23 protein-coding genes are annotated in these 24,995 nt (G+C 54.3%); 15 read left to right on the top strand and 8 right to left on the bottom strand.

Annotated elements, in window-relative coordinates; all coding sequences use genetic code 11:
• The first annotated feature begins 29 nt into the window (after window positions 1–29).
• The 6 genes from BT114_RS06000 to BT114_RS06025 all read left to right on the top strand — a co-directional run bounded on the left by BT114_RS06000 (window position 30) and on the right by BT114_RS06025 (window position 6,490).
• Window positions 30–2,594, top strand: a complete 2,565-nt coding sequence (locus BT114_RS06000) for a response regulator (RefSeq protein WP_072325444.1) — start codon at window positions 30–32, stop codon at window positions 2,592–2,594.
• Entirely contained in the window at window positions 2,591–3,379 is a 789-nt protein-coding gene (locus BT114_RS06005; RefSeq protein WP_072325445.1) for a sulfite exporter TauE/SafE family protein, read from the top strand. Before BT114_RS06000 ends, BT114_RS06005 begins: the two co-directional genes overlap by 4 nt.
• A gap of 60 nt (window positions 3,380–3,439) precedes the next feature.
• Window positions 3,440–4,282 (top strand): prolipoprotein diacylglyceryl transferase, encoded by an 843-nt coding sequence (gene lgt, locus BT114_RS06010; RefSeq protein ID WP_072325446.1) that lies wholly within the window; start codon window positions 3,440–3,442, stop codon window positions 4,280–4,282.
• Window positions 4,283–4,371: 89 nt separating this feature from the next.
• Window positions 4,372–5,166 carry a thymidylate synthase gene (locus BT114_RS06015; protein ID WP_072325447.1) on the top strand — a complete coding sequence of 265 codons (795 nt, stop codon included), beginning with the start codon at window positions 4,372–4,374 and terminating at the stop codon, window positions 5,164–5,166.
• Window positions 5,163–5,696: a dihydrofolate reductase gene (locus BT114_RS06020; protein ID WP_072325448.1), complete on the top strand. Its 534-nt coding sequence runs from the start codon at window positions 5,163–5,165 to the stop codon at window positions 5,694–5,696. Before BT114_RS06015 ends, BT114_RS06020 begins: the two co-directional genes overlap by 4 nt.
• Window positions 5,697–5,758: 62 nt before the next feature.
• Window positions 5,759–6,490 (top strand): ProQ/FINO family protein, encoded by a 732-nt coding sequence (locus BT114_RS06025; protein WP_072325449.1) that lies wholly within the window; start codon window positions 5,759–5,761, stop codon window positions 6,488–6,490.
• Window positions 6,491–6,552: 62 nt separating this feature from the next.
• Here the strand turns inward: BT114_RS06025 and BT114_RS06030 are convergent, their stop codons facing one another.
• The 4 genes from BT114_RS06030 to BT114_RS06045 form a co-directional block, all read right to left on the bottom strand.
• The gene (locus tag BT114_RS06030; protein WP_072325450.1) at window positions 6,553–7,254 is read right to left on the bottom strand and encodes a CBS domain-containing protein; all 702 of its coding nucleotides are present in this window, start codon (window positions 7,252–7,254) and stop codon (window positions 6,553–6,555) included.
• A 584-nt stretch (window positions 7,255–7,838) separates the two neighbouring features.
• Window positions 7,839–9,158 (bottom strand): sodium ion-translocating decarboxylase subunit beta, encoded by a 1,320-nt coding sequence (locus tag BT114_RS06035; RefSeq protein WP_072325451.1) that lies wholly within the window; start codon window positions 9,156–9,158, stop codon window positions 7,839–7,841.
• Window positions 9,159–9,174: 16 nt separating this feature from the next.
• Window positions 9,175–10,974: a sodium-extruding oxaloacetate decarboxylase subunit alpha gene (oadA, locus tag BT114_RS06040; protein ID WP_072325452.1), complete on the bottom strand. Its 1,800-nt coding sequence runs from the start codon at window positions 10,972–10,974 to the stop codon at window positions 9,175–9,177.
• A 61-nt stretch (window positions 10,975–11,035) separates the two neighbouring features.
• Window positions 11,036–11,302 carry an OadG family protein gene (locus tag BT114_RS06045; protein WP_072325453.1) on the bottom strand — a complete coding sequence of 89 codons (267 nt, stop codon included), beginning with the start codon at window positions 11,300–11,302 and terminating at the stop codon, window positions 11,036–11,038.
• Between the two features lie 268 nt (window positions 11,303–11,570).
• Between BT114_RS06045 and BT114_RS06050 the strand changes: the two genes are divergently transcribed.
• Window positions 11,571–12,608 (top strand): tRNA dihydrouridine synthase, encoded by a 1,038-nt coding sequence (locus BT114_RS06050; RefSeq protein WP_342715756.1) that lies wholly within the window; start codon window positions 11,571–11,573, stop codon window positions 12,606–12,608.
• A 100-nt stretch (window positions 12,609–12,708) separates the two neighbouring features.
• On the opposite strand, the gene BT114_RS06055 is transcribed toward BT114_RS06050, so the two are convergent.
• Together BT114_RS06055 and BT114_RS14940 are read right to left on the bottom strand one after the other, a co-directional pair.
• Window positions 12,709–13,488: a reverse transcriptase domain-containing protein gene (locus BT114_RS06055; RefSeq protein WP_084661964.1), complete on the bottom strand. Its 780-nt coding sequence runs from the start codon at window positions 13,486–13,488 to the stop codon at window positions 12,709–12,711.
• Window positions 13,412–13,693: a hypothetical protein gene (locus BT114_RS14940; protein WP_072325455.1), complete on the bottom strand. Its 282-nt coding sequence runs from the start codon at window positions 13,691–13,693 to the stop codon at window positions 13,412–13,414. Before BT114_RS14940 ends, BT114_RS06055 begins: the two co-directional genes overlap by 77 nt.
• 331 nt (window positions 13,694–14,024) lie before the next feature.
• Between BT114_RS14940 and BT114_RS06065 the strand changes: the two genes are divergently transcribed.
• Window positions 14,025–14,564, top strand: a complete 540-nt coding sequence (locus BT114_RS06065) for a hypothetical protein (RefSeq protein ID WP_072325456.1) — start codon at window positions 14,025–14,027, stop codon at window positions 14,562–14,564.
• A 51-nt stretch (window positions 14,565–14,615) separates the two neighbouring features.
• On the opposite strand, the gene queG is transcribed toward BT114_RS06065, so the two are convergent.
• On the bottom strand, window positions 14,616–15,749 hold the full coding sequence (queG, locus tag BT114_RS06070; protein ID WP_072325457.1) for a tRNA epoxyqueuosine(34) reductase QueG: 1,134 nt from the start codon (window positions 15,747–15,749) through the stop codon (window positions 14,616–14,618).
• A 27-nt stretch (window positions 15,750–15,776) separates the two neighbouring features.
• Here queG and BT114_RS06075 point away from each other — a divergent pair, with 27 nt between their 5' ends.
• Window positions 15,777–16,775, top strand: coding sequence for a 2-hydroxyacid dehydrogenase (locus BT114_RS06075; RefSeq protein ID WP_072325458.1), 999 nt, complete (start codon window positions 15,777–15,779; stop codon window positions 16,773–16,775).
• Between the two features lie 6 nt (window positions 16,776–16,781).
• On the opposite strand, the gene BT114_RS06080 is transcribed toward BT114_RS06075, so the two are convergent.
• Window positions 16,782–18,155: a Na+/H+ antiporter family protein gene (locus BT114_RS06080; protein WP_072325459.1), complete on the bottom strand. Its 1,374-nt coding sequence runs from the start codon at window positions 18,153–18,155 to the stop codon at window positions 16,782–16,784.
• A 162-nt stretch (window positions 18,156–18,317) separates the two neighbouring features.
• Between BT114_RS06080 and BT114_RS06085 the strand changes: the two genes are divergently transcribed.
• The 6 genes from BT114_RS06085 to hfq all read left to right on the top strand — a co-directional run bounded on the left by BT114_RS06085 (window position 18,318) and on the right by hfq (window position 24,982).
• Window positions 18,318–19,841, top strand: coding sequence for a bifunctional ADP-dependent NAD(P)H-hydrate dehydratase/NAD(P)H-hydrate epimerase (locus tag BT114_RS06085; protein ID WP_072325460.1), 1,524 nt, complete (start codon window positions 18,318–18,320; stop codon window positions 19,839–19,841).
• Between the two features lie 48 nt (window positions 19,842–19,889).
• Window positions 19,890–20,351 (top strand): tRNA (adenosine(37)-N6)-threonylcarbamoyltransferase complex ATPase subunit type 1 TsaE, encoded by a 462-nt coding sequence (gene tsaE, locus BT114_RS06090; RefSeq protein WP_072325461.1) that lies wholly within the window; start codon window positions 19,890–19,892, stop codon window positions 20,349–20,351.
• Window positions 20,348–21,670 (top strand): N-acetylmuramoyl-L-alanine amidase, encoded by a 1,323-nt coding sequence (locus tag BT114_RS06095; RefSeq protein WP_072325462.1) that lies wholly within the window; start codon window positions 20,348–20,350, stop codon window positions 21,668–21,670. Before tsaE ends, BT114_RS06095 begins: the two co-directional genes overlap by 4 nt.
• 5 nt (window positions 21,671–21,675) lie before the next feature.
• Window positions 21,676–23,586: a DNA mismatch repair endonuclease MutL gene (gene mutL / locus BT114_RS06100; RefSeq protein WP_072325606.1), complete on the top strand. Its 1,911-nt coding sequence runs from the start codon at window positions 21,676–21,678 to the stop codon at window positions 23,584–23,586.
• Window positions 23,586–24,578, top strand: a complete 993-nt coding sequence (gene miaA / locus BT114_RS06105) for a tRNA (adenosine(37)-N6)-dimethylallyltransferase MiaA (RefSeq protein WP_072325463.1) — start codon at window positions 23,586–23,588, stop codon at window positions 24,576–24,578. Before mutL ends, miaA begins: the two co-directional genes overlap by 1 nt.
• A 167-nt stretch (window positions 24,579–24,745) precedes the next feature.
• Window positions 24,746–24,982 (top strand): RNA chaperone Hfq, encoded by a 237-nt coding sequence (gene hfq / locus BT114_RS06110; protein ID WP_072325607.1) that lies wholly within the window; start codon window positions 24,746–24,748, stop codon window positions 24,980–24,982.
• Window positions 24,983–24,995: the final 13 nt, after the last annotated feature.

A 24,995-nucleotide genomic window follows, 5' to 3' on the forward strand; every position in this document is an offset into this window, starting at 1 on the left:
TTTTATCAGCCCCCTGCAAGGGAAATCTTGTGTCGCAATTCAGCACCCGCCTAAGTGGCATCAGTCAGTCCCTGAAGCGCAGCCGCTGGCTGGGAGTCCTGCTGCCTTTGACCCTGGCGGCCGCTTTGCTGATGAGTGTGGTGGCGGTACTGGCAACCTTGAGCCATCAAGGCATTCAGGCGCAACTGGAGCAGGAGGGTGATGGTCGACTGCTGGAAACCGTCGATCATCTGGCTGGTCAGCTGAATGCCGAGTTACAGGCGTTATACAGTCAGGGTTTATTGCTTCAACATCAGGCCGGGTTGCTTCTGGCGAACAATCCAACTGAGCTGGATTCCCTGACCGGCTTGATGGCGAGCGTTCACCGACAGTATCCATGGCTGGAACGCATTCAACTCACCACCCATCAAGGTGGGGTTAAGCACTATCCAGCAACCCCCTTGCCCCAGCAGCTACTTTCAGCAACACGAGATCCTCGTGATCTACCTGCCTGGTATCTTGCAGATGCTGCCCATAACCCAGCGTTTCGTGGTGTATGGACGCCGGCCTATCTTGACCCTGCAACCCAACAATGGATGTTGGCACTGAGCCTGCCTGTGATGGATCAGGGGCGTGTGGTAGCTGTGGTCAGTTTACATTTAACGCTGCAGGCGCTGGCTCAGCACCTACAAAAATTTGCTGTGCTGCAGGGTGGTTATCTGATGTTGATGGACCGTGAAGGGAGTTTGCTGGCTTTGCCGCCAGGTACAGAAGCTGATTGGGGGTTGCAAGGACAAATCAGTGGCGACCCAATGCGTCGTACGGATGATCTGAACCTGATGTTGACGCCCAACAACCGAGGCCGACTGGAACCACTGCGCCTGGATGCCTCAGGCTTGATTGGATTGCAGCTGGATAACGCTAACATTCAGCTGGGTTGGGCCACCCTGACACAAACGGAATGGAAGTTGTTGCTGGTGGTACCGCGGGAGTCCATGGTGATTGGGCGTTTAAAACTGGAGCAGGAGTATCGTGCACTCTTGTGGCTGGGGGCTGCTTTTCTGTTGCTGCTGCAGGCGATACTGTTGTTTCTGCTGGTTCGACGTGATCAGCAACTGCTGGATGCCGCCAAACGCTGGACACCGGCTGAAAAAACTTCAGTTAATGATGAACCGTCCTTTCCACTGGCTTCCGGCAGTGAGCCGCAGTTGTTGCAGTGGGTTCGTGGGCCTTTGATGCTGTGTCAGCTGGACCATGAAAACCGGATTCTGTCATGTAATCCCGCTTTTGAGCAGTTGATGGAAACCACCCAGGTTGGTTTGCGTGGGCGTTTGCTCAAGGAAACTCCCTTGTTTGCACAACTGCAGGATGACTGGTCAGATCATGAGCTGGAGTTGCAGCCTGAAGGACGTGACCCGCTGGTGTGCTGGGTCAGTATGCAGCGCCATGCGTCGGGAATGGCTTTGCTGTTGTTGCTGGATATCAGTCGTTATCGCCAGGCTCGCCAGCAGTTACAGAGTGAACGCCAGCGCGCAAGGCTGGCAGCACGGATGAAAAGTGAATTTATGCAAATTGCTTCCAGAGATGCCAACCAGTTGTTGCTGGAACTGCAACAGATGGCGGGTAGTCTGGAGTTGACGCAGGCAGAAGCCTGTCGCCGTAAACTGGTCAGTCTTGAGCATTTGCTTGATGATATTCGCGAAATGGCAGTTGAAAGCAGTCTGGAAGAACAGCCAGACACCAAAGAGGATCCGGTCCGTTTGCAACAACTGGTGGCTGAATCAACCAGTGCTGTGGTCAGTGTGCTGGCTGCTGCTGGCCGGAGCCTGCACACCCATTTTCAACCAGAATTGCCGGATCTGGTGCTGATTGATCGCAGACGGTTAGGACGCCTGATCACCCATCTGTTGCGTCAGGCGGCTCAGATGTCGGGTCAGGGTGATATTCATCTAGAGCTGGGTTGGAAGCCGGAAGGCTTGTTGCAGCTGCAGTTGAGGGATGAAGGCGGTCGTTTGGCAGAAAGCGATCGTTTGCGTCGTTTTGAAGCCTCTACCCCCTTGGGCAGTAGTTATGAACCGGCCAATGGCGCGCTGGGTTTTGGTCAGTTGTTAACCCGCCAGCTGGTGCAGGAAATGAAGGGTCAGCTGGACGTTCAGGCATTGCCCGGTGGTGGTTTGCAGGTGCAGATTGAATTGCCGGTGCAACTGGATGTTGATGACGGTTTGAATCCTCGGCCTCGCATTCTGGTGGTTGATGATGGCCCGGTGAATGCCATGCTGGCCAGTAGCGTACTTGAGAAGTCCGGTTATCTGGTGGATGTGGCTGCCAGTGGTTATCGGGCTTTGGAGCTGGGTCGTGAAAACGACTATGCGCTGGTGTTGATGGATATTTTTATGCCGGGTATGGATGGGCTGGAAACCACTCATCACTGGCGTCGATTACCCAATGACAATGCTGGTATCCCGGTGTTGGCGGTGACAGCGAATGCGCTGGCCGATGACTGTGAAAAGTTTTTGCAGGAAGGTCTGGATGACTACCTGACTAAACCCTACCGGCCAGCTGAACTCAGGGAGTTGGTGGAGCGCTGGTTAAAACGTCCTGAGGTGAGTGTTTGACACTGTTTTTGATTTATCTGTTGTTGGGTGCCGGGGCCGGCTTACTGGCTGGACTGTTTGGCATTGGCGGCGGGCTGGTGATTGTCCCGGTACTGATCCTGACCTTTCAGGCACTGGGTTTTCCCCTGGAAATACTGGTGCACCTGGCCGTGGGCACCTCGCTGGCCACTATTATTCCCACCTCGATCAGTTCAACCCTGACACATCATCGCAAGGGTGGGGTGAACTGGCATTGGTTTCGTCTGATTGCTCCTGGCATTGTACTGGGTGCGCTGCTGGGTGCCTGGACTGCCAGCCTGCTGAGTGGACTGGCGTTACAAAACATCATCGGTACCTTTGTGTTGCTGGTGGCTGTGCAAATGGCATTTAACCTCAAGCCTGCACCTGGCAGAGGGCAGCCCCCCACGCCGGTGATGGCTGCTGCCGGTGGGTTGATTGGCTGGGCTTCAGCCATTTTTGGTATTGGTGGCGGTACCTTGAGTGTGCCTTTTTTAACCTGGTGTAATGCAGTGATGCGCCAGGCGGTGGGAACTTCTGCCGCGCTGGGCTTTCCGATTGCTGTGTTTGGTGCGCTGGGTAATCTCTGGGCAGGCTGGCAGCACCCTGAATTACCGGACTGGGCAACGGGTTACATCTACTGGCCGGCCTTTGTCGGTATCGTGCTGGCCAGTGTGCCTTTTGCACGGCTGGGTGCAAAGCTGGCGCACTTTCTACCGGAGTTGTTGTTAAAGCGCCTGTTTGCACTGCTGTTACTGCTGGTTGGTTTGCGCTTCCTGCTGACCTGATTCTTTTTTTAGCACCCACTGAAGCAAACGCTATTCAAGCCAATAATGGAGCAAGGCCCTATGTTGACCTACCCCAGTATCAATCCCGTGGCAATCAGCCTGGGGCCCGTCCAGATTCATTGGTATGGACTGGCCTATCTGGTTGGTTTTCTGGTGGCCTGGTGGCTGGCCCGGCAGCGGGCTGAACGTCTGGGATTAACCCGCGAGCAGATCTCGGACCTGACCTTTTATGCCGCTGTGGGGGTGATTCTGGGTGGGCGCCTTGGTTATGCCCTCTTTTATCACTTTGATCGTGTGCTGATTGACCCCCTGTGGTTGCTGCGTGTCTGGGAAGGTGGCATGGCCTTTCATGGTGGTTTCCTCGGGGTGGCAGTGGCCGTCTGGCTGTTTGCACGCAAACACCGCCTGAATCTGTTTCAGCTAGGGGATTTTGTGGCTCCCTTGACGCCCATCGGGCTGGGCCTTGGGCGGCTGGGCAACTTCATCAACGGTGAGTTGTGGGGGCGGGTAACGGATAGTCCGCTGGGCATGGTGTTTCCGGGTGCAGGCCCTGATCCGCGCCATCCTTCCCAGTTGTACCAGTTCGCGCTGGAAGGGGTGGTGTTATTTGCTTTGCTCTGGTGGTTTTCCCGCCAGCCACGCCCGGCAGGTTCTGTCAGTGGCTTGTTTCTGGTCGGTTATGGCAGTCTACGTTTCCTGGGTGAGTTTGCCCGTGAGCCGGATGCTCACCTGGGACTGCTGCTGGGTGGCCTGAGCATGGGGCAGTTGTTGTCACTGCCCATGCTGCTGGCTGGTGTTGCCTTGATGGTCTGGGCATATCAACAGGATCAGCAGGCTCCATCTCCATCGGTCAAATCAGCTTCAAGTCAGCCCAAAAGTAAAAAAAAGCAGAAAAAAAGCTGACTTTACCGAGCTTGTCAGCCGAGATTCAGTGCTGCAAAGCAGGCTCAAAAACAGCATAATTGGCAGTCAAACGGCAGAGTGAGACAAGCATGCAAGCCTATCTGGATCTGATGCGCCGAGTGCGTGAAACCGGTGTTTACAAGTCGGACCGTACCGGAACCGGCACATACAGTGTATTTGGTCATCAGATGCGCTTTAATCTGCAGGAAGGTTTTCCATTGGTGACCACCAAAAAACTTCACCTGCGCTCCATCATCCACGAGCTGTTGTGGTTTTTGCAGGGTGACACCAATATTGCCTACCTGAAGGAAAATGGTGTGTCGATCTGGGATGAGTGGGCAGATGAGCAGGGAAATCTGGGACCTGTTTATGGCTATCAGTGGCGCTCCTGGCCAAAACCGGATGGTGGCTCGATTGACCAGATCAGCAACCTGATTCAGCAGATCAAGACCAATCCTGATTCTCGCCGCCTGATTGTATCTGCCTGGAACCCGGCGCTGGTGGATCAGATGGCACTGCCGCCCTGTCATTGCCTGTTTCAGTTCTATGTGGCCGACGGTCGCCTGTCCTGCCAGTTGTATCAGCGCTCAGCGGACATTTTTCTGGGGGTGCCCTTTAACATCGCCAGTTATGCGTTGTTGACCCATATGATTGCTCAGGTCTGCGATCTGGATGTGGGGGATTTTGTGCATACCCTGGGTGATGCGCACCTTTACAGTAACCACCTGGAGCAGACCGACCTGCAGCTCAGCCGTGAACCCCTGCCCCTGCCAAAGCTGCGTTTGAATCCGGCGGTGAAGGATCTGTTTGCTTTCCGTTTTGAAGACATTGAGATCCTTGATTACCAGTCCCATCCACACATCAAGGCACCGGTCGCTGTATGAGCCTGCAATTAACAACACCTGTCGCCATCATCGTGGCAGCAGCAAAAAACCGGGTTATCGGCCACAATAACGCCATGCCCTGGTATTTGCCGGAAGAGTTAAAGCACTTCAAGCGCACCACACTGGGTAAGCCGCTGGTGATGGGACGAGCCACTTTTGAGTCCATCGGGCGTCCTTTGCCGGGCCGTACCAATATTGTGATCAGCCGCAACCCGATGTTTTCTCACCCAGGTATCAAAGTGGCTTCCAGTCTGGAGGATGCACTGCGACTGGCGGATAGTCAGGCGATTCTGGATGGTTCAGAAGAAATCATGGTGATGGGTGGCGGGCAGATCTATCAGCAGGCCTTTGCATTGGCCAGCCGTTTGTACCTGACGGAAGTGGATGCTGAGCCAGTTGGAGACACCTGGTTTCCCGAGATCCGGGATGCAGACTGGCTGGAAACCAGTCGCGATACCTACCCGGCCCAGGAAGGTAATCGTTACGCTTATGCCATACGGGTGTTGGAGCGTAAAAGCCGGGGCTGCTAAGGACTGGTCATGCCCAGGGAAAGATGCTAAATAGATGGTTGTAAAACCTGATGGAGTATTCAATGGCAGAAGAACAGGGTGTGGATCAACTTCTGGACCAGCTAGTCAGTTATGCTGATCGTGGACTTGGTGCGCTGGAGCAGGCTCGCTCAGAGATTCAGCAACTCCAGGCCAAAAATGCTGAGTTGGAAGCACGTGCAACCCAGCTGGAGGGCCGCATAGACGCTTTGCGTAACCGCCTGACAGCAGCGCTCAAACAGCCGTCAGAAGCGGCATTGCTGAGTCGCCCTGATGCCTTGATGCGTTTAATACGTGAAACGCTTGGCCTGGATGCAACGGTTGCAGAGCATTCGGCCCAGGTTGTTGTTGACCCTGCCATTGACGATTTGTCTCCTCAACAACGCCTTGAGCGTTGGATCAAAACCTATCCAAAAGCCTTTATGCCGGGACAGCCACAACCCCTCAAGATTGGCATTCATGAAGACCTGCTGGCTGCTGATGGCGGGGACATGAAAAAGGTGCGGCGTGCTTTGGCCGGTTATGTAAAAGTGCCGCGCTATCTGCGTTGTCTCAAAGCTGGTGCAGTCAGGTTGGATTTACAGGGGCGTAATGCCGGATTTGTGAATGCAGAAGAGGCTGAGTATGCCCGTCGCCAGCTGGATGAACTGGAGACAGGTAAACAACAGCGAGAGGATCAGGCTAAATATCAGCAAACCCTGCAGCAGCAACGAGAGGAAGAGAGTCGCATGCAGGATAAGCTGAGTGAGTTAATGCAGTTGCATGCCCGTCGTTAACAGGAACGGTTTTGTTTGGTGCTGCTGCCATTCGAGCCCTTGTAAGTCATTGATGGCCTGCTTCAAGTCCAGATTTCCAGGTTCTGGTTTGCCAATCCCAGCATCAAGTCTGAGCGGGTCACTAATCCCAGTAACTCCCCTTCTTCACTGACAACCGGCATGGCACGTACTTTCTGTGCCAGCATGACTCTTGCAATATCCCTGACATCTGTATCCGGACTGGCAGTGACCAGTGGCGCTCGTATCAGTCTGGCTGCTGGTGTGTGAGCCAGATCTATCCCTGCTTCCTGACTTAAAGGGCCAATACCGGCCGCCTCTTGCAGCAAGTCTCGGTCATTAATTACCCCACTCAAGCCACCTTTTTCATCCAGCAGCAGCAGGTAATGGATGGATTCTCTTTTCATGATGGCCCAGGCTTCATTCAGACTGGCTGTTTCACTCAGTGTGATCACTGGTGTGCGCATGATCTGGTGTGCAGGTAACAAAGGCGCTGCCGGCTTGCGTGCTTGCTCCACACTGGCATAAGCCTCCATTGCCTTGTGGCGGGGTGCGGCACGTTCACCGGTACCTTGCCCGGATCTTTCCGGGTAGTCCCGAATATACTGCTGGTCACTGATGCTTTGTTCATGCTCTGCATCACCACCATGCTCCATCAGCCTGCGGCTGGCACTGATCGCCTGGGTCTGGCGAATCGCCGGGCGTGCCAGCAGTTTCTCTTTCGGGGTGTGGATACGTAGTCCCTGTTCGTAAATGGCAAAAACCATAATCTACTCCTGTCTGCTAAAACTGCTGTTCTCAGGTATAAGTCGACCACTTTAGTCAGTTTCTTTACCTTGTTAAAACAAGACCTTGCACTTTATGTGCGTATGCGAAATAAATTTAGACTCAAGTTTATGAAAATCAAATAAAAATTCTTCATCTGCTGACACTGGATGACTGGCTGGTCAGCTGCTAACCTGAAAGTGAGTCTACATATAAAGTTGTAGATTCAGAGGTGTGAATTCAGATCCATTCACAGGCAGAGGGAGCCTTGAACATGAGTCTTGAAACCTTACTGGCACTGGCCGAAGAATTGCAGCTGCGTTATACCTGGGAACAAGCCCTGTACGCAGAAACCGAAGCTCAACAACTACGTCTGGCCGCCTGAGGCTGGCATTTTAAAAGTGTTAACCCCTAACCTCTGGTTTACAAGCTTCCCAAGAGAAGTAAAACCAGCCGCTTTTGACCAACCGTTTTCGAGTAGTGTCTTTGCAGTAGCCTCTTTGCAGCAGTCTTTTTGCAGCAGTTAATGGCAGTATAAAAAAACCGGAGCCAATTGGCTCCGGTTTTCTTTTTATACCAGGGTGACTTAACCCAGGTACATGATCATCACACCCGCAGCCACTGCGGAGCCGATAACACCAGCCACGTTCGGGCCCATGGCATGCATCAGCAGGAAGTTTTGTGGGTTGGCTTCCAGCCCCAGCTTGTTGGATACCCGTGCCGCCATGGGGACCGCAGACACACCGGCAGAACCAATCAGCGGGTTGATCGGCATCTTGCTGACCTTGTTCATCAGCTTGGCCATCAGAACACCGGTGGCAGTGCCGATGGCAAAAGCCACAATACCCAGTGCCATGATGCCCAGGGTTTCCCGGGTCAGGAACAGCTCGGCAATCAAGCGTGAACCCACCGCCAGACCCAGGAAGATGGTGACAATGTTGATCAGCGCGTTCTGTGCAGTATCTGACAGACGCTCCACCACACCACATTCACGCATCAGGTTACCCAGACAGAACATGCCCAGCAGTGGTGCTGCCGAAGGCAGGAACAGGGCAACCAGACCCAGTACTGCCAGCGGGAAGATGATCTTCTCGCGCTTGCTGACCGGGCGTAGCTGAGTCATCACAATGGCACGCTCGGCTTTGGTGGTCAGAGCACGCATGATCGGTGGTTGCACAATTGGCACCAGTGCCATGTAGGCGTAAGCGGCAACGGCAATGGCGCCCAGCAATTCCGGAGCCAGTACGCTGGAAACGTAGATGGCGGTCGGGCCATCCGCGCCACCGATGATACCGATGGCAGCGGCCTGGTTGATGCTGAAATCCACTACGCCCAGCGCAGACAGTCCCACGGCACCCAGTACGGTGGCAAAAATACCGAACTGAGCAGCAGCACCCAGGAACAGGGTGCGTGGGTTGGCCAGCAAAGGACCAAAGTCAGTCATGGCACCCACACCCAGGAAGATGATCAAGGGTGCAATGCCGGAAGCGACCAGTACCTTGTAAAACACGTACAGGAAACCATCGGTATAACCTGCCATGCTGATCAGGTACTGCACTCGGGCATAAACAGCCGGATCATCAATGGCCGCCAGGGCATCCTTGATGATCACCTTGTTGGCAGCATCGGTGGCTGCTGTCAGTGATACACCCAGTTCACCAGCCAGTGACTGCATCACTGCCGGGTTGAAGTGGTACAGCGCCTGATCCATGGCAGACAGGGCCAGCCCTGCTTCCGGAACGTTTGCCAATACCCCGGCAAAACCGATGGGCAGCAGCAGCAACGGCTCAAACTTCTTGGCAATCGCCAGGTACAGCAGCACCAGACAGATGGCGATCATGATGAACTGAGGAAAGGTCAGGTTGTAGAGACCTGAGTTTTCCCACAGCAACAGAATTTTTTCCATGAGGTCAGGCTCCGGCTCAGAGAGTCAGCAGGGTGTCGCCAACCTGCACCGCATCACCTTCACGTACAGCAACATTGCTGACGGTTCCGGCATTGGCGGCACGGATTTCGGTTTCCATCTTCATGGCCTCCATGATGATCAATACCTGGTTGGCTTCTACAGCATCACCGGGTTTGACCAGGATCTTGAAGATGTTACCGGCCAGTGGTGCGCTGATGGCTTCACCGGTTGCAGCAGCAGGGGCCGCAGTGGGTGCAGCGGCAGCCGGAGCCGCAACAGGTGTGACGCTGGACAGGTCGCCACCTTCGGCCACTTCCACCACATAGGCCTGACCGTTAACTTTAACGGTGTAGACACCTGAGTCACCGCTTGCTGCTTTGCGGGCCGGTGCAGCTGCAGCCTGTGCATCTTCCAGCGTGGGTACAGGCTCAAAGGCAGAAGCATCACCACGGTTTTTCAGGAATTTCAGACCGATCTGCGGGAACAGGGCATAGGTCAGCACGTCATCAATTTCGTTGTTACCGCCAGCCAGTTTGATGCCGTCTTCTTTGGCCTTCTGCTTCAGTTCAGTGGCCAGCTTGTCCATTTCGGCTTCCAGCAGGTCAGCAGGACGGCAGGTGATCGGCTCTTTGCCTTCCAGCACACGGGCCTGCAGCTCCTTGTTCAGCTCGGCAGGCGCGGCACCGTATTCACCTTTCAGCAGTGCCTGTACTTCCTTGCTGATGGACTTGTAGCGCTCACCCATCAATACGTTCATCACCGCCTGGGTGCCAACAATCTGAGACGTTGGGGTAACCAGCGGGATGTAACCCAGATCCTTGCGCACGGCAGGAATCTCTGCCAGTACTTCATCCAGCTTGTCACCAGCACCCTGTTCCTTCAGCTGGCTTTCCATATTGGTCAGCATGCCACCAGGTACTTGGGCAACCAGAATGCGGGAGTCCACACCTTTTAATGAGCCTTCAAATTTGGCGTATTTTTTCCGCACTTCGCGGAAGTAGGCAGCAATTTCTTCCAGCAGTTCGATGTCCAGGCCTGTGTCGTACTCGGTGCCCTGGAAGATGGAAACCACGGATTCGGTTGGGCTGTGACCGTAAGTCTGGGACATGGAGGAAATGGCAGTGTCAACGTTGTCGATACCCGCTTCCACCGCCTTGACGATGGCAGAGGTGGATAGGCCAGTGGTGGCGTGGCACTGCATGTGAATCGGAATGGACAGCGTGGCTTTCAGTTTGCTGACCAGCTCATAAGCCACATAGGGGTTCAGCAGACCGGCCATGTCTTTGATGGCCAGTGAGTCGGCGCCCATGTCTTCGATCTTTTTGGACAGATCCAGCCACATCTGCATGGTGTGAACCGGCGAGATGGTGTAGGAAATCGTGCCCTGGGCGTGTTTGCCCTGCTTTTTGACGGCCTTCAGCGCAGTTTCCAGATTGCGCGGATCGTTCATGGCATCAAATACACGGAACACATCTACACCATTGGTGGCCGCACGCTCGACGAACTTTTCCACCACATCATCAGCATAGTGGCGGTAGCCCAGCAGGTTCTGGCCGCGCAGCAGCATTTGTTGCGGGGTTTTTGGCATGGCTTTTTTCAGTTCACGAATGCGATCCCACGGATCTTCACCCAGGTAACGGATACAGGCATCAAAGGTAGCGCCTCCCCAGCTTTCCAGCGACCAGAAACCTACCTGATCCAGTTTTTCAGCAATGGGCAGCATGTCATCCAGTCGCATGCGGGTAGCAAAAAGGGACTGATGAGCATCACGCAGTACAACATCGGTTATGCCGAGTTTTTTCTTGGGTGCAGTCATGGTCGTTACCTGTTTTGTAGTCAGAATACTGTGTCGATTGGGCAGGGTATGCCGTCGTGTTTTATTTTTTCTGCTGCTTGTTCTGGCGGTGCAGATGAATGGCGGCCGTAATGGCAGCAATCAGATCCGGCGATTGACCACCTGGCAGTGCACCTGGGCGAGCAGTGGCCGGAAGGCTGGCCGGAGTGGGCTCGCCTTTGAAGAACTGCAGAATGATCTTGGACATGAGTGTGGTGGCAATCACCAGCACAGTCAGGAAGACAAAAACAAAACCCATGCCCAGTAGCATGAGGTTGAAGCCTTCCATCATCAGTTCAGAATCTTGCATTGCACATCCTCTTGTTGAGCCAGTGCCAGTTAACTTGGTTGGTTGCAGTGATAACTGTCCAACCTTGCACCAGAATTTTTTTTGTAGCAACTACAAGAATGACTACCAAACGGCCTTGTTGTCTTTAATCGGTCATTCACAGCCAGAGGTTTTACCGTGTCCGGCCTGATGACAGAAAAAACCGACTGACAGGTCATGTACTTCCGCAAATTGGTAGGTAAAATGCGCCTTTTTTCAGCAAAAGAAGCTTTTTTATGCAGGTGAAACCTTGATCCATCCTACTGCCAAGCCGGAAGAGGGGTATCATCAACCTTCAACGGTGGCTGTTCCTTCAGCCTGCAGCCCACTGGTGGCGCTGGCTCCAATGGAGGGGGTGATTGATGCGCTGACCCGTGATCTGATCACCCGTCAGGGCGGCTGGAGCTTTTGTGTCACTGAATTTGTACGGATTACACAAGACAAGCAGCCGAGGCGTGTTTTTCACCGAATCTGTCCTGAGCTGCGACAAAATGCCCTGACCCCGGCCGGGGTTCCAGTGCACCTGCAACTGCTGGGCAGTGATCCTGAGATGCTGGCCATTAATGCCCGTGTGGCGGCATCGGCTGGCGCCAAAGTAGTGGATCTCAATTTTGGCTGTCCGGCCAAAACCGTTAATCGCCACCTGGGTGGCGCCAGTCTGTTGCGTTATCCAGAACAGGTTTATGCCGCTGCCAGAGCGGTGGCTGATGCGCTTCGGCCACTGGGCATTCCTTTAACGGCCAAGATGCGGCTGGGATACCAGGATACTGAGCTGGCGCTGGACAATGCCCGCGCCCTGCAGGAAGCCGGCATCAGCCAGTTGGTGGTGCATGCGCGCACCAAGGTGCAGGGGTATAAACCTCCGGCTCAGTGGGAGTGGGTCGCCCGCATCGCTGAGGTGATGGATGTGCCGGTGCTGGCCAATGGTGAAATATGGACCCTGGAAGACTACCAGCGGTGTGTTGCCGTCAGTGGCATCCGGGATGTCATGCTCGGCCGTACGGCCATGACAGACCCCTGGCTGGCACGCCAGATCCGTCAACACCATGCCGGTGAAGCGGTGACAGCAACCGAATTCGGACAGGTGTTGCAACTGCTGGTGCAATGGCTGCAACAACCGGCTCAGGCGTACCAGGAGGACGTGCGGGTGATGCGTACCAAACAATGGCTGGTGATGCTGCGACTGCGCTGGGGAGAGGCCGCCCACCAGGTATTTGATGCCTGCAAACGGTGTGAAACGGAAGACGAGTTGATTGGCTTTCTGGATCAGGCTATCAGGATTCTCTAACTCCTCGCCTCTGTTATGTATTACTTTCTGAGTTGAAGATGTTTTAATTGGGTGTTTTATGTATCGGCATTCGTGCCATGAAAGCTGTTGACTGGGCTATTTATAGCGTGCTGGATTGCCAGTCATTGATTGAATCTACATAGTTTTTTACGCCATCGACTACAAATTTGTTTTTTGTTTCGTGGAGCGTTTTTCTGAATTCTGCCATTCTGCTTTCATTTATTGTCATTGATTTTTTTCTTGTTGTTATGTTGAATGAGTTTACATAGGCTTCGGGTTTTTGTGATTTTTCATTGTTTAATAAAAATCCGGATTTTTCGCAAGCATAAACTGATTTAAAGTAAATGGATGTCAGTTCTTTTAGGTGTTTTTTAGAAGAAGACACTATTATGTCATCAACATAAACACTAACCTTCATTCTCTTGTTTTCTCTTATTTTATGCAGTAGGTTGCCAAGGTGGCTTTTCCTCAAGCATAAAGCTGATATTATAGGTGATTGAATAAATCCAAACGGCAAGATGAACCTTTTTTCAAGTGAGTTTGGCATGGGTACAGTTGACTTTGATGCTGCAGCTCTTGCTATCTCATATCCAAATAACTCTTTTAGGTTTCTTGTGACGCGTGTCTTGTTTATGCTGTCAAAAAATCTCTTTATATCAATTTTGAAAAAATATTCGCTTTCCGTATGTAGCTTTAGTGCGGCTACGTGCCCCCCTTTTTGATGATTAAAGTAGTAGTCAGGTGGGCGCCACATATTCTGAATAGACTTCCTTATTTTTTCACCTGTTTCTTTTGCTTCCTCATCAGGTACAAATATCCATACGCCAGGTTTTATCTCGAAACGCAAAAGCCAAGAAGATTTGTTTTTTTGGATTGACATAGTTAAAGGCCACGCTCAAGATTGCTGTTATTAATGAGGCAAGCAAGCTAATGTTTCTGATCCATTTGAAATGGAGATCAGCCTTCATTTGCTGCAGTTTAACTCTTTCTTGCTCAATTTTTAAATTGGCATACTCAAGTTTAACCTTGTCGGACTCACTATTTTTGCGCTCTCGAGCTAGGCCATAATTTGGTTTTTTTTCCATATTATGCCCCTCGTGCTATTCCTGGCTTACCTAGCGCTATGCGCATGGCCTTAACCAACTTCACGGCAATTATGATACAGGAAATGCCAGTAGCATGTATTGCACGGTCATACCTATAGTCACGATGTGACAGCAGCACCGAGAGGAGACTCCAGAGAGCCTAATGCCAGGATAGGTAAAAATACACTTTTCAACCCTTTAAGGCAACTTTGTTTTTTCATGGCTTTCGTGGCCCTAGTTTTAGGTATGAATGTTAAAATGTAGCAACAAAAAGCAGTTGTCATGCGATAACAAAGGATCAGACTGAGGGTGTGCTCGCAAGGAGGAAACTATGAGTGCTGACTTTGAATATCTTTCAGAGTTGACTGAGGACTTTTTTCGCCAGCGTAGAGTGGGTAGATCACTCGCTATTATCGAAGATCAAGCAATTACAGGCTGGGAGGTTTGGTTTCAGATTGAGTTTGCTAACTTTTTGAGTCAGCATGAGTCTTTGCCAGAGTGGTGGCGTGAGTGGCCGGTTGAGCTCGATCGTCGGAAGGAAAAAGGTCAAACATTTTGCCGTCCCGACTTTATCATCCGCAAGAAAGGGTGGCGTAAGGAATCCTATGCAGCTCTAGAGGTTAAGCAGCATCCGGATGCTGCTGCATGTTTCTCAAATATGATGAAGGACATTAAAAAAATATCAAAAGTCAGGGTTTCTTCGCTCGATATCCGAACTTCCTGGGTACTGGGTATCCATAAAAGAAAGTCCAAGACAGAACTCCAGAACCTAATACTATCACGCTTTAAATCGGCTGGAATGGAACCACCAAGTGACAACCTGCTTATTAGATACATTTCAGGGAGCAACTTTGCATATTCAATGTTTTAGCAGCACAAGGTCTGCAGTTGCAGTAGCGATATGAATTCAGGCAAGACAGCATCATTGGGTTGTGACACCTCCTGACGTCGCTGTCTTTCCCAGTTGCCCTTCCAGCGCCCATTCCACATGTTCTCTGACCACTGCTTCCGGGTGCTGGCTTTTTTCCTTCAGTGCCTGAATCACTGCGTTGCTGTGTGGGGCATTGCCCAGTGCCACGGCAAGGTTGCGTAGCCAGTTGGTGTAACCGGTGCGGCGGATGGCAGAGCCTTCGGTGTTTTTTAAAAAGGTGTTTTCATCCCAGTTGAACAGTTCCAGCAGGCTGGCGCTGTCGAGATCATGGCGGGGATGAAAGTCCTTTTCGCGGGTGGAGGGTGCAAAGCGGGTCCAGGGGCAGACCAGCTGGCAGTCATCACAACCAAAAATGCGGTTGCCGATCAGCGGACGTAACTCCAGCGGAATACTGCCCTCAAGCTCAATGGTCAGGTAACTGATGCAGCGTTGGGCATCCAGTACTCCGTCAGCCACAAAAGCCTGAGTCGGGCAGGCGGTATGGCAGGCGTTGCACTGGCCGCAGTGGTCTTTCACAAAAGCTGGATCCGGTGGCAGTGGCAGGTTCAGGTACAGCTCCCCCAGAAAAAACAAGCTGCCGGCTCTGGGGGTGATCAACATGCAGTTCTTGCCGATCCAGCCCAGCCCGGCCTGCTGGGCAATGCCCCGCTCCAGCACCGGGGCAGAGTCGGTGAAGGCGCGGCTTTTCAGTTCACCAAAGGCTGCCTGCAGGGCAGGTAGCTGCTGCAGGTGTTGATTGATCTGTTCGGCCAGTTGTGCCAGACGCTTGCGAATCAGTTTGTGGTAATCACGGCCCAGGGCATAACGGCTGACATAAGCCTGTTCGGGGTTGTTAAGTACCTTGATGGCCTGGGTTTCCGGTGGCAGGTAATCCAGTCGCACACTGATGATGGACAGGGTGCCGGGTTCCAGCAGGGCAGGATTGCAGCGTTTGTCGAGGTGGTTTTCCATCCACTGCATCTGCCCATGATAACCGGCAGCCAGCCACTTTTTCAGGTAGGCCGGATGCTCACCCAGATCAACACCGGTGATGCCGCAGGCAGAAAAGCCCAGCTCACGTGCCAGTTGTCGGATGTGGTCGGCCAGACGCTGAAGGTCCGGTTGCAGGTGTGAATCGGCTATCATGGTGTTTTTGACTGTTGGAAGCTCGTTATGCGTATTCGTTTTTTCAGTGCCCAGAAATATGATCGGCAGTTTTTTGATGCCGCCAACCAGCATTTCGGTTTCACGCTGGATTATCTGGAATCACCCCTGAATGCACAAACCGCTCGTCTGGCCGAAGGTGCTGATGCTGTTTGTGCCTTTGTGAATGATACGCTGGATGCCGAATGTCTGCAGGCGTTGAAGCAACAGGGCATTCAATTCATTGCACTGCGTTGTGCCGGTTTTAATCAGGTGGATCTGGGCGAGGCACGGCGCCTGGCCTTGCCGGTGGTGCGTGTACCGGCCTACTCACCAGAGGCAGTGGCAGAACATACCCTGGCTTTGATGCTGACCCTGAATCGTCATACCCATCGGGCATTCAACCGGGTTCGGGAAAGCAACTTCCAGTTGAATGGTCTGCTGGGTTTTAATCTTCATGGTCGCAGTGTCGGGTTGATTGGTACCGGTCAGATCGGTCTGGCCACGGCCAGAATCCTTAAAGGCTTCGGTTGCAGGCTGCTGGCGCATGATCCTTATGAAAATCCGGCATTCACTGCGCTGGGTGGTATTTATGTGCCACTGGAAAAACTCTATGCCGAAAGTGATGTGATCAGCCTGCATTGCCCGCTGACACCGGAAAATCACCACCTGATCAATGGTTATGCCATCAGTCGCATGAAGCGTGGGGTGATGCTAGTTAACACCAGTCGTGGCGGGTTGGTCGACACGGCAGCAGCGATTGCGGCATTAAAATCCGGCCAGATGGGTTATCTGGCGCTGGATGTGTATGAACAGGAAGGGGATGTGTTTTTCCGCGACCTGTCCGATGAAATCCTGCCGGATGACCAGTTGTCTCGCTTGATGACCTTCCCCAATGTATTGATCACCGGGCATCAGGGCTTTTTCACTGCCGAGGCACTGGCACAGATTGCCGAGGTGACACTGGGCAATCTGCAGCAGTTGCAGCAAGGGCTGGTTTGTGAGCAGGAGCTGACTTGCAAGCTGTGAAAAACTTCACAGCAGCATGGCAGCACCCCAGCCGAAGATGATCAGCGGGATGTTGTAGTGAATAAAGGTGGGCACCACCGAATCCCAGATGTGATCATGCTGGCCGTCGGCATTGAGTCCGGCGGTTGGCCCCAGAGTGGAATCGGAAGCCGGTGAACCGGCATCACCCAGGGCGGCAGCCGTGCCCACCAGGGCAATGGTGGCCAGTGGTGAAAAACCGAAACTCAGTGCCAGCGGCACATACAGGGCGGCAATGATCGGGATGGTGGAGAAGGATGAACCGATGCCCATGGTGATGAACAGCCCGACCAATAGCATGATCAGAGCGGCCAGTCCCTTGTTGTCACCAATCAGTTGCACCGAGCTTTCCACCAGTTGCGGCACTTCACCGCTGGCCTGCATCACCCCGGCAAACCCCGAAGCAGTGATCATGATAAAACCGACCAGGGTCATCATGCGCATGCCTTCGGTGAACAGGTCATCCTGTTCGCGCCAGCGGAACACACCGCTCAGTGACAAGAGCGCAAACCCCACCAGGCCACCCAGCACCATCGAGTTATATCCCAGTTGCACGGCCAGGGCTGCCACAATTGACAACACCAGCATCAGCCATTGCCAGGGCTTCAGGCCCTGAGGTTGCTGAGTGGGGTTGTGGGTATGACTGGCATCACCAATGGCGCGATCCTCATAAACTCTTTTTTTGCGGTAACTGAATAACAGTGCAATGGCCAGTCCCAGTAACATGCCAAGGATGGGGATAATCATGGCCAGAGGAACCTTGGCGGCTTCAAAAACCACTTGCTGTTCAGCACCGGCAGCATTCAGGTTGGTCAGCAGGATGTCATTCAGGAAAATGGCACCAAAACCCACCGGCAGCAGCATGTAGGGAGCGGTGATGCCAAAGGTGATAATGCAGGCCACCGCACGGCGATCCAGCTGCATCCGGTTGATCACTGCCAGCAAGGGTGGAATCAGGATCGGAATGAAAGCGATGTGAACCGGGATCAGGTTCTGTGAACTGATGGCCATCAGCAAAATGGCACCCAGTAGTCCCCATTTCAGCCAGTGGCTGCCGCTTGCCTGGCTGGAATTGGCTGCAATCTGATTGGCGTGGTTCATGCGTCCGATGATCAGTGCGGCCAGGCGTTCAGTGACACCTGAGCGCGCCAGTGCCACGGCAAAGGCACCCAGTGCCGCATAAGCCAGTGCAATCCCGGCACCCTTGCCCAGTCCACCATTAAAGGCGTCCATCACTTCATTGAGTGACATGCCGCTGAGCAGGCCACCGACCAGGGCCGCCAGAATCAGTGAAAATACCACCGAAACCCGGGCCAGACTGAGGGTGACCAGAACCAGTATTGCCAGAACAACTGCATTCATCTTGCATCCACCTGCTGCGAAAAAGCGCGCACTTTAGCAGAAACTGTCCAGATGGAAAACTTTTCCTGTTGGCCCTCTGGCAGTAGGTTCCCGGATCACTTGCGGTTAAGATGTGATCACTTACGGTAAAGCTGTGATCACTGATACAGCAGGAGACAAAGCATGTTGCTTGATCCTCGTCGGCACCCGGCAGCGGTTGCCAGTGGTTTCCCCCTTTACACAGCAGCAGCCTGTGCTGAACTGGATCGTCAGGTGATCGCCGCCGGTACCCCCGGATTTGAGCTGATGCAGCGGGCAGCACGTTCGGCCTGGCAGGTGTTGCAGCAACGCTGGCCCCAGGCAAGTGGTGTCAGCGTGTTCTGTGGTGGCGGAAATAATGGTGGTGATGGGCTGCTGGTGGCCCTTTATGCCGCACAGGCAGGCTGGTCAGTGCGCCTGTGGCTGGCGGTGGAGCCGGAAAACTACAAGGGTGAAGCGGCTGAAGCCTGGGCTGCAGTCAAGGCTTATGGCCTGGCACCTTGCAGTGATGATCCGGCCACCAGTGATTTTGATGCCAGCGAAGTGCTGGTGGATGCCTTGCTGGGTATCGGGCTGCAGGGGGATGCACATGGTCGGGTGGCTGACTGGATTCAAGTGATCAATCAGGCACCCGGTCCGGTATTGGCATTGGATGTACCTTCGGGGCTGCGGGTTGGTCAGGGGCAGCATGGCAATGCCGTGGTGCAGGCTGATCTGACACTGACGTTTATTGCATTGAAACCCGGGCTGTTCACGGGTCAGGGGCCGGATGCCTGTGGTCAGGTGCTGCTGGCTGATCTGGGTATCCAGCCTTCACGCTGGCCGGTGTCACCCTGTGCCCGACTGCAACCCTTGCCGGATCAACCCTTGTTACCACCGCGTCGTGCCGGTAACCACAAGGGTAGCCATGGTCGGGTATTGATTGTGGGTGGCCTGAGCGGTATGGGTGGTGCGGCCTTGCTGGCGGCCCGGGCAGCTCTGCGAACGGGTGCCGGTATGGTGAAGGTGCTGACCCTGGCGGAGCATGTCAGTGCCTTTCTGGCGGCACAACCGGAAATCATGGTGCAGGCCCTGTTGCCAGCTCCTGAGCAACAACTGCAGCAGGCGATGGATTGGGCCGATGTGTTGCTGATTGGCCCGGGACTGGGGCAGGATGCGCTGGCACAACAACTCTGGCAGTGCTGCCGGAACTTTAACGGTCCACAACTGGTCGATGCCGATGCGTTGAATTTGTGGGCGGCGGGGTCGGTACCGGACAATCTGCAATTGCCGCGTGTGATCACACCCCATCCGGGTGAAGCGGCTCGTTTACTGGGTTGTCAGCTTGATCAGATTCAGGCTGACCGGCTGTTGTCCGTGCAACAACTGGCATCAGCAACCGGAGCCGTGACGGTTTTAAAAGGAGCAGGTTCACTGGTGGCCAGCCCTGAGTCTGCTGCTGAAGTGCAACTCTGCCCCTTTGGTAACCCGGGCATGGGCGTGGCTGGCATGGGCGATCTGCTCAGTGGCTGTATTGCAGCCTTGCTGGCGCAGGGCTGTCAACCGACTGACGCCGCAGCGCTGGGTGTGCTGATTCATGCTCTGGCCGGTGATGATGCAGCAGCAGAGCAGCCACGTGGTTTGTTGCCCAGTGATCTGTTGCCGTTTATTCGGCGCAGGGGAAACTAGACGGTTTTTTATTTATACTGATGCATTGGTGAATCGAGTGGTCAAGGCATGAAAGCGGATTTTTATCTTCCTGATGAAGCAGCACAGGTGGCTCTGGGAGCACGGCTTGGCCAGGTGCTGGCCCAGGGTGTGGTGTATCTGGTGGGGGATCTGGGCAGTGGCAAAACCACCTTCAGTCGCGGCCTGATTCGTGCGCTGGGGCATCAGGGTGCAGTGAAAAGCCCAACCTATACCCTGGTGGAGCCTTATCTGTTGAACGGGCGCAGTGTTTACCATTTTGACCTTTATCGCCTGGCTGATCCGGAAGAACTCGAATACATCGGTATCCGTGACTATTTTGATGATGCCGCTTTATGCCTGATTGAATGGCCGGGCCGGGGGCAGGGTTTTCTGCCAAAACCTGACTTGCATTTGTATTTTGCACTGGATGGCCAGGGCCGTCGCATCACTGCTGAAGCAGCCACTGAAGCAGGGCAACGGGCACTGCAGCAACTGGGAACCCCTGCATGAAACGTAGTTTGTTTGTTTTTCTGAGTCTGTTGCTGCTGGTCAGTCTGCCGCTGCAGGCTTCATCCCGCATTGACAGTCTGCGTGTCTGGCCGGCACCGGATCATACCCGGCTGGTGTTTGACCTCAGCGGCCCGGTTCAGCACCGGGTGTTCATGCTGGATAACCCTTCCCGGCTGGTCATCGACATCAGTAATGCGCGTCTGAATACCCAGTTCAGTAACAGTGGCCTGGAATCCACTCCCATCAGCCGCATCCGCTCTGCGGTGCGTAATCAGAATGACTTGCGGGTGGTGCTGGATCTGTCTCGTAATGTGCAGCCGCGCAGTTTTCTGCTGCGCCCCAATGAACAGTATGGTCACCGGCTGGTCGTGGATCTGGTAATGCCGGAGCAGGCGCGGGTGCAGCAGGCACCGCCCCGTGAAACCCTGCCACGTGAACAGCGCCGCATCATTGTTGCCATTGATCCGGGGCATGGTGGTGAAGACCCCGGTGCCATCGGTCCGGGCGGTACCCGTGAAAAGGATGTGGTGTGGGCCATTTCTCGCGAGCTGGCGCGTCAGATAGATGCCGACCCTGCCTTTGAAGCGGTGTTGACCCGTACCGGGGATTATTACATCGGATTGCGCCAGCGGGTGGAAGTGGCCCGCAAGGCACGTGCTGACCTGTTTCTTTCGATTCATGCGGATGCCTACCGTTCACCGCAACCGCGTGGCTCGTCAGTGTATGTATTGTCGCAGCGAGGAGCTTCATCTGAGTCTGCCCGCTGGCTGGCGGACAGTGAAAACCGTGCTGACCTGATCGGTGGGGTGGAAGGGGTGCTGACGTTGGGTGACAAGGATGAAACCCTGGCGGGTGTGCTGGTGGATTTGTCGATGACGGCGACCCTGTCGGAAAGCCTGAAAGCCGGTTCTCGCGTGCTGCGCAACATGGGGCAGATCAACCGTCTGCACAAGCGGGACGTGGAACAGGCCGGTTTTCTGGTGCTCAAGTCGCCGGATATGCCTTCAATGCTGATTGAGGCTGGTTTCATTTCCAACCCACAGGAAGAACAGCGGCTGCGGGATCGTGCTTACCAGCGTCAGATGGCCACCCAGATTGCCTCGGCCATCAAGGATTATTTCCGTGACAATCCACCACCCAATACCGTGCTGGCCAGCCAAAATAACGGCAGTGAGACCCGTTATGTGATTCAGCGTGGCGACACCCTGTCAGAAATCGCCCGGCGCAATGGGGTGGATATTGGTGAGCTGCGCAAGGCCAATAACCTTAATAATGATGTGATTCGGGTGGGCCAGACGCTGCGGATTCCTTCCTCATGAATCAGATGGAAAATGCCCGTCGACCCATCCAGGTACTCAGCCCCAGACTGGCCAACCAGATTGCTGCCGGTGAAGTGGTTGAGCGCCCGGCCTCTGTATTAAAAGAGTTGGTGGAAAACTGCCTGGATGCCGGTGCTGATCAGATCGATATCGAACTGGAAGCCGGTGGTGTCAAACTGCTGCGGGTGCGTGACAATGGTTGTGGCATTGACCCGGAAGACTTGCCGCTGGCGCTGGCACGTCATGCCACCAGTAAAATCCTGACCCTGGATGATCTGGAAGGTGTGGCCAGTCTTGGTTTTCGTGGTGAGGCACTGGCTTCCATCAGTTCAGTGTCGCGGCTGGAGCTGATCACCAGCACTGATGATTCCGGCAAGGGTTGGCGGGTGGTGGCAGAAGGCCGTGACATGCAACCTCAGGTGACTCCGGCACCCCATCCGCAGGGCACCAGCCTGATTGTGCGAGATTTGTTTTTTAACACCCCGGCACGGCGCAAGTTTCTGCGCACCGAACGCACGGAATTCTCCCATCTTGAAGAGGTTTTTCGTCGCCTGGCCTTGTCACGCCCGGATGTTGGTTTCAGTCTGAAACATCAGGGCAAGCTGGTGCACCAGTTGCCGGCGGTGACTGCTGATCAGGATGCTGCAGCTGCACAGGATGCTTCAATGCAGCGCATTGCCAGACTGCTGGGGCGTGAGTTCATGGATCAGTCGCTGGTGGTGGACAGTGAGGCCAGCGGCATCCGCCTGCATGGCTGGGTGGGGCTGCCGGTTTATGCTCGTGCCCAGGCGGACCGTCAGTACTTTTTTGTGAATGGTCGCGTGGTGCGAGACAAGCTGGTGGCCCATGCCATCCGTCAGGCCTATCAGGATGTGTTGTTTGGTGGTCGCCACCCGGTGTTTGTGCTGCACCTGGAAGTGGACCCCCAGGTGGTGGATGTGAATGTGCATCCCACCAAACATGAGGTGCGTTTCCGTGACGGCCGCTGGGTGCATGATTTTATTTTCAGTGCCCTGCACAAACGCCTGTCCGGTGCACTGATTGGCAGTGAAAAGCAGCCAGTCACCCCGGCAACCTACCCTCAAGCCAGTCAGCCTTCGGCAGGCGTGGCTCCGCCACAGGTGCAGGAGCAGGGTGCGTTGAGCTGGTCGATGCCCTCCAGCTTGTCCTCCACCTCTCCCTCCGCTTCAGATAATGCCGGTGGTTTTTCCGGAGCTGCCGCGACCGCTTTCGGTGCAGGCAATGGTCGGCCTTCGGCGCAGGGAAATGGTGAAACCCTGGCTTTTTACCAGCGTTTGGCAGCTGATTCTGCACCTCCTTCCGCCAGTGAGGTGCCGCCACTGGGGTATGCACTGGGGCAGTTGCAGGGCATCTACATTCTGGCGCAGAACAGTCATGGGCTGGTGGTGGTGGACATGCACGCAGCCCACGAACGCATCACTTATGAGCGACTGAAAAAGGACTGGTTGCAGCGCCCGCTGGTGGCTCAGCCCTTGCTGGTGCCGGAACCCTTGTCGGTGGATGAAAGCATGGCGGAAGTGGCTGCTGAACAGGCTGAGCTGCTGGCTGATCTGGGAGTGCAACTGGATGTGATCGGCCCGCAGGAAGTGGTGATTCGCTCCATGCCAGTGTTGTTGCAGGGAGCGAATGCCAATGCCATGGTTTTTTCACTGCTGCAGGAGTTAAAACGTTTTGGTACCGCCAGCAGTATTGAAAACTCCATTCATGAAGTGCTGGCCACCATCGCCTGTCATGGCTCCGTCCGGGCTGGACGGCAACTGACATTACCGGAAATGAATGCCCTGTTGCGTGATATGGAAGTGACTGAGCGTAGCGATCAGTGTAATCATGGTCGCCCGACCTGGTTCCAGTTGAGCATGCAGGATCTCGACAAGCTGTTTCTGCGGGGGCGTTGATGACCAGTGACGTGATCAGGCCCCCGGCCATTTTTCTGCTGGGGCCCACGGCATCCGGCAAAACCGATTTGGCGGTGGCGCTGGTCGAGCAGTTGAACTGTGAAATCATCAGTGTGGACTCGGCACTGGTATACCGTGGCATGGACATAGGTGCCGCCAAGCCGGATGCTGCCACCCTGGCGCGTGCTCCCCATCGTTTGATAGATATTCGTGATCCGGCTGAAAGTTATTCAGCCGGAGACTTTCGACGTGATGCTTTACAAGCCATGCAGGACATCACTGCTGCGGGTCGTGTGCCCTTGTTGGTGGGGGGCACTTCACTTTATTACCAGCGGCTGTTGGCCGGTGATTCCAATTTGCCGGAAGCAGACCCGCAGATCAGGGCGGTGCTGGAAGCTGAATTGCAGCAACTGGGTTGTCCGGCCTTGCATCAGCGCCTGGCGGCCATTGATCCTGAGTCGGCAGCCCGTATTGCCCCCACTGATCCACAGCGCACCCTGCGCGCACTGGAGCTTTGGCAGTTGACTGGCAAGACCCGCAGTCAATTGTGGCGAGAGCAGCAGCCTCAGGCTTTTGGTTGGCGACTCCTGCAACTGGGGTTAACACCGGCAGAAAGAAGCACTTTGCATCAGCGCATTGCAAAAAGATTTGCAAACATGCTGGAACAGGGCTTTATTGAGGAGGTCAAAGCCCTGCGCGCCAGAGGAGACCTGCATCTTGGGTTGCCATCCATGCGTGCAGTGGGTTACCGACAGGTCTGGCAGTACCTGGACGGTGAGTTTGACTATTCGACCTTGTTGGAAAAGGGCATCGCAGCCACAAGGCAGCTGGCCAAGCGACAGTTGACCTGGATGCGTTCCTGGGAAAAGCTGCACTGGTTGCAGAGTGATCACCCGGAATTGTTGCCCCTGACACTGGCGGGCTGCCGCGCATTCATGAGTGGCGATCCTGTTGATGAGTGCCTGTTGCCACTGCGGCTTGCACAAGGCTGACAAACTTTTTGCAGGTGCAGCAGAAATGCCGGACAAATGTCAAATCACAGGGTTATAATTGAGTACGAGCAATGCAATAAAGCCTGCAATTCTCTTCAGCAAGGATTGCAGAGCAGATAAAAAAACAGATTTTCATAAAAATTCTAATGTTCAAGGGAGATACCACCATGTCCAAAGGGCAAACCTTGCAAGACCCTTACCTGAATCTGCTGCGTAAAGAGCGGGTTCCTGTGTCCATTTTCCTGGTTAATGGCATCAAACTGCAGGGTCAGATCGAATCATTTGACCAGTTTGTGATTCTGCTGCGTAACACTGTCAGCCAGATGGTTTACAAGCATGCCATTTCCACTGTGGTGCCTTCACGCAATGTGCGTCTGCCTTCTCAGGAAGAAGATGAAGCCTGAGGCTGGCGCCGGG

It is taken from the genome of Marinospirillum alkaliphilum DSM 21637 (assembly GCF_900119735.1).
GTDB lineage: Bacteria > Pseudomonadota > Gammaproteobacteria > Pseudomonadales > Halomonadaceae > Marinospirillum > Marinospirillum alkaliphilum.